Raw genomic sequence first — 6,587 nt, 5'->3', positions numbered from 1 at the left:
GTCCCACCGGCCCAACTCCCGCACACCGCAAAGCAGATCGGCTCATGGACAGCACCCCGGAACACACCCCGCCCACCGAGGCCGACATCGCCGCCGTACGCGCGCAGCTCGGCCGCGAGCCGCGCGGCCTGCGCGCCGTCGCGCACCGATGCCCCTGCGGCAACCCGGACGTCGTCGAGACCGCGCCCCGGCTGGAGGACGGCAGTCCTTTCCCGACGACGTACTACCTCACCTGCCCGCGCGCGGCCTCCGCGATCGGCACCCTGGAGGCGGAGGGCGTGATGAAGCAGATGACCGCCCGGCTCGCCGAGGACGAGGAACTGGCCGCCGCCTACCGCGCCGCCCACGAGGACTACATCGCCCGCCGCGACGCCATCGAGGTGCTGCCCGGCTTCCCCAGCGCGGGCGGCATGCCCGACCGGGTCAAGTGCCTGCATGTGCTCGCCGCCCACTCGCTGGCCGCGGGCCCGGGCGTCAACCCGCTCGGCGACGAGACGCTGGCGCTGCTTCCCGAGTGGTGGGCCAAGGGCCCCTGCACCGGTGAGGGGACGTCGCAGTGACGGTACGCGTGGCCGCGATCGACTGCGGCACGAACTCGATCCGGTTGCTGGTCGCCGACGTCGATCCGGTCACGGGCGGCCTCACCGACCTGGACCGGCGGATGCGGATCGTCCGGCTCGGGCAGGGCGTGGACCGCACCGGCCGGCTCGCCCCGGAGGCGCTGGAGCGCACCTTCGCGGCCTGCCGGGAGTACGCCGAGGTGATCGGCGCGCACGGGGTGCCGCCGGAGCGCATCCGCTTCGTGGCCACGTCCGCGTCACGGGACGCCGAGAACCGCGACGACTTCGTGAACGGCGTCGTCGCCATCCTCGGAGTGCGCCCCGAGGTGGTCTCCGGCGCCCAGGAGGCGGAGTTCTCCTTCACCGGCGCCACCCGCGAACTGACCGGCGCCGACGACCTGGACGCGCCGTATCTGGTGGTGGACATCGGCGGCGGCTCCACCGAGTTCGTGCTCGGCGACCGCGAGGTGACCGCCGCCCGCTCGGTCGACATAGGCTGCGTGCGGATGACCGAGCGCCATCTGGTGGTGGACGGCGCGGTGGTGGACCCGCCGACCCCCGAACGGGTCGCCGCGATCACCGCCGACATCGACGCGGCCCTCGACCAGGCCGCCGCCGACGTCCCCCTCGACCGGGCCCGCACCCTGGTGGGCCTGGCCGGTTCGGTCACCACGATCTCCGCGATCGCCCAGGACCTGCCCGCCTACGACCCGGCCGCGATCCACCACTCCCGGGTCTCCCTCGAACGGGTCCGTGAGATCACCGCCCGGCTGCTGGCCGCCACCCACGCCGAACGCGCCGCGATCCCGTCGATGCACGAGGGCCGGGTCGACGTGATCGCCTCGGGCGCCCTGGTCCTGCTGCGCATCATGGAACGCACGGCCGCGAAGGAGGTCGTGGTGAGTGAACACGACATCCTCGACGGCATCGCCTTCGCGGCGGCGGCCGGCTGAGTCTCGGGGGCGGCCGGTCGGATCTCGGGGTGGCGGCCGGTTGGGCGGGGTGAAAACGGGTACGGGGTAGGCGGTCGCGGGTAAGCAAGCGCTCAGAAAGTATCCCGCATCACAGTGGCGGCCTGGTGACTCGCTCCGCTACGTGCGGGTAACTTCCCAGGGGGTCCGGCGACGGTCCCACGCCGCGCCGGCCGGCGCCGCAAGTGCGGGCCGGCAGTCCCGCCGCCTCGAAGAGGAGTGTCGCGATGCCCGAAGCCGTCATCGTCTCAGCCGCCCGTTCGCCCATCGGGCGTGCCTTCAAGGGCTCGCTCAAGGAACTGCGCCCGGACGACCTGGTCGCCACGATCATCAGGACCGCGCTGGAGAAGGTGCCGCAGCTCGACCCGCGCGACATCGAGGACCTGATGCTCGGCTGCGGCCTGCCCGGCGGCGAGCAGGGCTTCAACATGGCCCGGATCGTGGCCGTGCGGCTGGGCATGGACCACCTGCCGGGCTGCACCGTCACCCGCTACTGCTCCTCGTCGCTGCAGACCACGCGGATGGCGCTGCACGCCATCAAGGCGGGCGAGGGCGACGTGTTCGTGTCGGCGGGCGTGGAGATGGTCTCTCGGTTCACCAAGGGCAACTCCGACAGCCTGCCCGACACGATGAACCCGCTCTTCGACGAGGCGCGGGCGCGCACGGAAAAGCGCGCCGAGGAGGGGGTGGGGGTCCCCCCGGCGGAGCGAGGGGGCGAGTGGCACGACCCGCGTGAGGACGGGGCGGTGCCGGACGCGTACATCGCGATGGGCCAGACGGCCGAGAACCTGGCGGCGTTGAAGGGCATCAGCCGCCAGGAACAGGACGAGTTCGGCGTCCGCTCGCAGAACCTCGCCGAGGAAGCCCTCAAGAACGGCTTCTGGGAGCGCGAGATCACCCCTGTGACGCTCCCGGACGGCTCCGTGGTCGCCAAGGACGACGGGCCGCGCGCGGGCGTCACCATGGAGGGCGTGGCGGGCCTCAAGCCCGTCTTCCGCCCCCACGGCACCGTCACGGCCGGTAACTGCTGCCCGCTCAACGACGGCGCCGCCGCCCTGGTGATCATGTCCGACACCAAGGCGCGCGAGCTGGGCGTCACCCCGCTGGCCCGGGTGGTCTCCACCGGCGTCTCCGGGCTGTCCCCGGAGATCATGGGCTACGGCCCGGTGGAGGCGTCCAAGCAGGCGCTCAAGCGGGCGGGCATGGCCATCGGCGACATCGACCTCGTGGAGATCAACGAGGCGTTCGCCGCGCAGGTCATCCCCTCCTACCAGGACCTGGGCATCGACCTGGACCGGTTGAACGTCAACGGCGGTGCGATCGCGGTCGGCCACCCCTTCGGCATGACCGGCGCCCGGATCACCGGCACCCTTCTCAACAGCCTCCAGTTCCACGACAAGCAGTTCGGTCTGGAGACGATGTGTGTCGGCGGCGGCCAGGGCATGGCGATGGTGATCGAACGGCTGAGCTGAGCGATCGGGCCGTCGAACTGCGCTTTGTGACATCGAGCGACGATGTGACTTCTTTGTGTACGCAGTGTGACGTAAGTCGCAATCAAATTGCCCCCGGGGCGTGATTTTCCCCGGGGGTGTTCGCGTTTTGCCAGGTCAGCGCGGGCGTCGCGGGACGGGACAAGAGGGCAGACCCGTTCAATTCATGACGGTCCGCACTGCAAAGGCCAGGGGTTTACCGGCAGAGTGAGTGCGGGGGAAGTTTCGCCCACCGTCCTGGTGGGCATTGCTCGGGTCGCATCAGTCGGGAGTAGCTCAGTGAGTGTGAACTTCACCGTCCTGCTGGTTGCCGCGGGTCTCGCCGCGGCCACGGGTGCCGCCGCCCTGCTCACCGCCCGCGGCACTCGCCGCGAACTGTCCGCCCTGCGCCGCGATCTGGCCGGGCTGAGCGTTCCCGGGCCCCGGGACGGCGCGGGTGACATCCGTACCGCCGTCGCCGAGGCGCTCGCCGACGAGCGCGAGCGCGAACTGGCCGAGGCGCGCGCCTTCTGGGCCGAGCAGGAGGCCCGGGAGAGCGCCGGCGAGGCCGGCCTGCCGCGCGGCCCCTACGGCATACCCGGCGGTCCGGGCGGTCCGAGCGGCTCGGGCGCCCTGACGGACGAGGCCGCCGACCTCGCCGGCCACCGCGACTACGAGGTCCCGCCGGTGCTGCCCTACCTGCCCCGGCAGGCCGACTTCGCCGCGATCGAGCCCGGCGGCCCGGACGCCGCCGCCGACCCCGAGGCCACGGACGCCCCCGAGGTCACGCTCCCCGCGCCCGGCGCGATCCCGCACCCCTCCGGCCCGGACTTCGCACCCTCCCCGGTGGTCGCCTCCCCGGACCGGACCGCGGACCGCCTCTCCGACCTCGCCGACGGCCGTATCCCGCTCTCCGATGTCCGCCCCGGCCCGCTCGGCACCCTCGACGTCTACGTCTTCGCCGACGGCACCACGCTCTGCATGACCCCGGGGCACCGCGAGACCGCCCTCAAGCTCTGCGAGGCCCTCGACCGCGGCGACACCCCCGTGCTGCGCGGCGGCTCCGCGATAGCCGGCGCCTACGCCCTTACCTTCGCGTACGGCGACGAGGCCGTCTACGTCCTGGCCGACCGCGTGGTGGCGTCGCTCTGACGCGTGCGGCCGGGTGTTCGCCGGCCGTACGACGACGCCGTGCGGCGCCCCCGCGGGCGGCCGGTCAGCCGATGCTCTTCGCCGCCCGTGCCACGCGCTTCAGCGCCTCCGTCACGGTCGCGGCGGCCCGGGCGGGCTCGGCCGAACCGAGGGCCATCGCCAACTCATGGCCGGCAACGGCGAGTTGGTCGCCCACGACGAACATCCCGTCGTTCGGCATGTGGTGCGGCGGGCGGTCCGGGAATTCCAGGGCCTCGGCCTGAGCGGCCAGCCAGCGGGCCAACTCCAGCGCCTCGGCGGCGGCTCCGCCCTGGAGCCTGCGTTGCGGGAGCGACCGCAGCCGCCCGGCGAGACGGTCGACGGAGGTGTGCAGCGCGGTGCGATCGGACATGACCGCGACCCTACCCGCGCGCCCGGCGCACCCGCGAAGCGGCTTCGCACCGATATCCGCACGCCCGGGATGGTTGCCAACGAACGACCCCTGGGGCACGGTGGGGTGACCGGATCGCATACCGGAGGCGCTATGTACCCAACGCACATCTCCGACGAAACCCACCGGAATCTGCTCGACCGTATCCCGCACTGCACCGGCCGCGAGGTCAGCGAGTGGCTGCGCGACCTCGCCGACGGACCCTCACTCCTCCGCTTCGACGAAAGGGTGAGCTGGCTGCGCAGCGAGCACGCCCTCTCCTACGGCCACGCCAAGGCCCTCGTCCACGAGTTCGACCTGCGTCGGGCCAGGCGCAACCTCCTGTAGGGGTCGCCTCCGCCGTCCCCGGACCACCCGCGAAACTCAGGGCGGCGGGGAACCGCGCGACAAGCCGCGACGCAAGGGTGGTCCGGGAACCGGCAGTTGTGGACGGCTCGGGCGGACCCGCGCAACTTCAGTCGCGCAGCAGGGAAAAGAGGCGCAGGAGTTCCAGGTAGATCCACACCAGGGAGAGCGTCAGCCCGAATGCGGCGAGCCACGCGTGCTGTTGAGGCACACCGTGGCGAATCCCGTCCTCGACCTGCTGGAAGTCGAGGGAGAGGAAGAAGGCGCCGAGGAGGATGCCCAGCACGCAGAAGGCGATGCCGAGCCCGCCGGTGTGAATCCCCAGCTTGGCGCCGCCGCCGAAGGCGGAGAAGAGCAGGTTGACCACGATCGCGATCAGGAAGGCGACGGAGACCGCCAGCCCGATCCGCCGGTAGCGCGAGGTGACGCGGATGAGGCGGGTCCGGTAGGCGAGGAGCATGCCGCAGAAGACGGCCACGGTGCCGAGCACCGCCTCTACGGGAGCGCCCTGCCACGCCTCGTTGTAGGTACGGCTGAGGACGCCGAGGAAGACGCCTTCGAAGAAGGCGTAGCCGATGATCAGGGCGGGCGAGGGCGTCCGCTTGAACGCCTGCACCATGGCGAGCACGAACGCGATAACCGCGGCGCCGATCGCGAGGCCGTACCGCTCGGGTAGCGCGAACCAGCCGAGCAGCACGCCGAGCACGACCGTGCCGAGGGTCGTGGCGGTGCGGGCGACGACATCGCTCATCGTCATCCGGCCGGTGCGCGCGGGCCCGGCGGTCGGGCGGGCGTACATCGTCTCCAGTTGGGCGGCCGTCAGGTCCCGCGGCTGCTGGGAGGTTCCGCCGCCCTCGGTGAAACCGCGGCCGGTCAGCACGGGGTTGCTGCTCTTCATCACAGTCCTCCGGGGCCGCGCGCTGCGGCTGCCCCAAGGGTAGGTGGATGGCAAAAAAGCCGCATTGCGGTCGAGGAGTCGAGGAGAGTCGAGGAGGGGTGGTGCGGGCAGGGCGGTTCAGCGGTGTCGGCGGCGGAAGAAGCCCCTGCGGGCGGGCCGCGCCGCCGGTCCCGCGGGCTTCGCGGGCGCGGCCGGTGCCGCGCCGGCGTCCGTGCCGGCCGCGCCGTCGGGCTCCTGCTCGGCACGTCCGATCGCGGCGAGCAGGTCACGGGCCAGCCCCGTATAGGTCGCGTCCAGCCACGGGCACAGCAGCACCAGGCGGCACAGCGAGCCGAGCACGGTGACCTCGCGGGTGCGGTACGCCCTGGCCGCGGCGAGCATCCGCTCGGTGACCCGCAGCCCGACGTCCTCGCGAACGGCGGGGTCGACCCAGGCGGTGGCCACCATGGCGAAGGAAGCCGCCTCGGCGAGCCAGTCCTCGGGGCCGCCGAGCAGATCCAGCAGCACCGAGCGGCGCACCGAGTCCGGCCACGGCTCGTCGGCGCGGTGATGGGCGATCCCGAGGCAGGCGAAGGTCTGCACCGCGCGGACCCACAGTTCGGGGCGGTACGCGCGCAGGTAGCGGCCCTGCTTGTCGTCGGGCGGCTGAGGCGGGTGGACCATGACACCGAGCAGGTCCGCCAGCGGCAGGCCGGACAGCCGTACCCCGTGGTCGTAGGCGGCCGGGATGTGCGGCCAGGACGCGACCGCGGTGTCCCGTAC

At 72.5% G+C, this 6,587-nt stretch carries 8 protein-coding genes; 5 read left to right on the top strand and 3 right to left on the bottom strand.

Features of this window, described 5'->3' with window-relative positions:
• The first annotated feature begins 44 nt into the window (after window positions 1–44).
• The 4 genes from AC13HU_RS28940 (at window position 45) to AC13HU_RS28925 (ending at window position 4,152) form a co-directional block, all read left to right on the top strand.
• Window positions 45–560: a DUF501 domain-containing protein gene (locus AC13HU_RS28940; RefSeq protein ID WP_483044916.1), complete on the top strand. Its 516-nt coding sequence runs from the start codon at window positions 45–47 to the stop codon at window positions 558–560.
• The gene (locus AC13HU_RS28935; protein WP_483044915.1) at window positions 557–1,513 is read left to right on the top strand and encodes a Ppx/GppA phosphatase family protein; all 957 of its coding nucleotides are present in this window, start codon (window positions 557–559) and stop codon (window positions 1,511–1,513) included. Before AC13HU_RS28940 ends, AC13HU_RS28935 begins: the two co-directional genes overlap by 4 nt.
• Before the next feature lie 245 nt (window positions 1,514–1,758).
• Complete coding sequence (locus AC13HU_RS28930; RefSeq protein WP_483044914.1) at window positions 1,759–3,003, top strand: acetyl-CoA C-acetyltransferase; 1,245 nt, start codon at window positions 1,759–1,761, stop codon at window positions 3,001–3,003.
• 297 nt (window positions 3,004–3,300) lie between these two features.
• Complete coding sequence (locus AC13HU_RS28925; protein WP_483044913.1) at window positions 3,301–4,152, top strand: hypothetical protein; 852 nt, start codon at window positions 3,301–3,303, stop codon at window positions 4,150–4,152.
• A 64-nt stretch (window positions 4,153–4,216) separates the two neighbouring features.
• Here AC13HU_RS28925 and AC13HU_RS28920 read toward each other — a convergent pair whose 3' ends face one another.
• Window positions 4,217–4,543, bottom strand: coding sequence for a hypothetical protein (locus tag AC13HU_RS28920; RefSeq protein ID WP_483044912.1), 327 nt, complete (start codon window positions 4,541–4,543; stop codon window positions 4,217–4,219).
• Window positions 4,544–4,675: 132 nt separating this feature from the next.
• Between AC13HU_RS28920 and AC13HU_RS28915 the strand changes: the two genes are divergently transcribed.
• A complete protein-coding gene (locus AC13HU_RS28915) occupies window positions 4,676–4,909 on the top strand; it encodes a DUF4287 domain-containing protein (RefSeq protein WP_483044911.1) in 234 nt (77 codons plus the stop codon).
• A 127-nt stretch (window positions 4,910–5,036) separates the two neighbouring features.
• On the opposite strand, the gene AC13HU_RS28910 is transcribed toward AC13HU_RS28915, so the two are convergent.
• Both AC13HU_RS28910 and AC13HU_RS28905 read right to left on the bottom strand, forming a co-directional pair.
• Complete coding sequence (locus AC13HU_RS28910; RefSeq protein ID WP_483044910.1) at window positions 5,037–5,825, bottom strand: Bax inhibitor-1/YccA family protein; 789 nt, start codon at window positions 5,823–5,825, stop codon at window positions 5,037–5,039.
• Window positions 5,826–5,942: 117 nt separating this feature from the next.
• Window positions 5,943–6,587 (bottom strand): hypothetical protein (locus AC13HU_RS28905; protein ID WP_483044909.1); only part of this gene is annotated, 645 nt, incomplete at its 5' end.

The organism is Streptomyces sp. NH27 (assembly GCF_056859195.1).
This window is presented reverse-complemented; position numbering and strand designations above follow the sequence as displayed.

Coding starts and splice junctions, on each gene's coding strand:
- AC13HU_RS28910 (WP_483044910.1), bottom strand. CDS start 5,825: ATGAAGAGCAGCAACCCCGTGCTGACCGGCCGCGGTTTCACCGAGGGC.
- AC13HU_RS28920 (WP_483044912.1), bottom strand. CDS start 4,543: ATGTCCGATCGCACCGCGCTGCACACCTCCGTCGACCGTCTCGCCGGG.
- AC13HU_RS28915 (WP_483044911.1), top strand. CDS start 4,676: ATGTACCCAACGCACATCTCCGACGAAACCCACCGGAATCTGCTCGAC.
- AC13HU_RS28940 (WP_483044916.1), top strand. CDS start 45: ATGGACAGCACCCCGGAACACACCCCGCCCACCGAGGCCGACATCGCC.
- AC13HU_RS28930 (WP_483044914.1), top strand. CDS start 1,759: ATGCCCGAAGCCGTCATCGTCTCAGCCGCCCGTTCGCCCATCGGGCGT.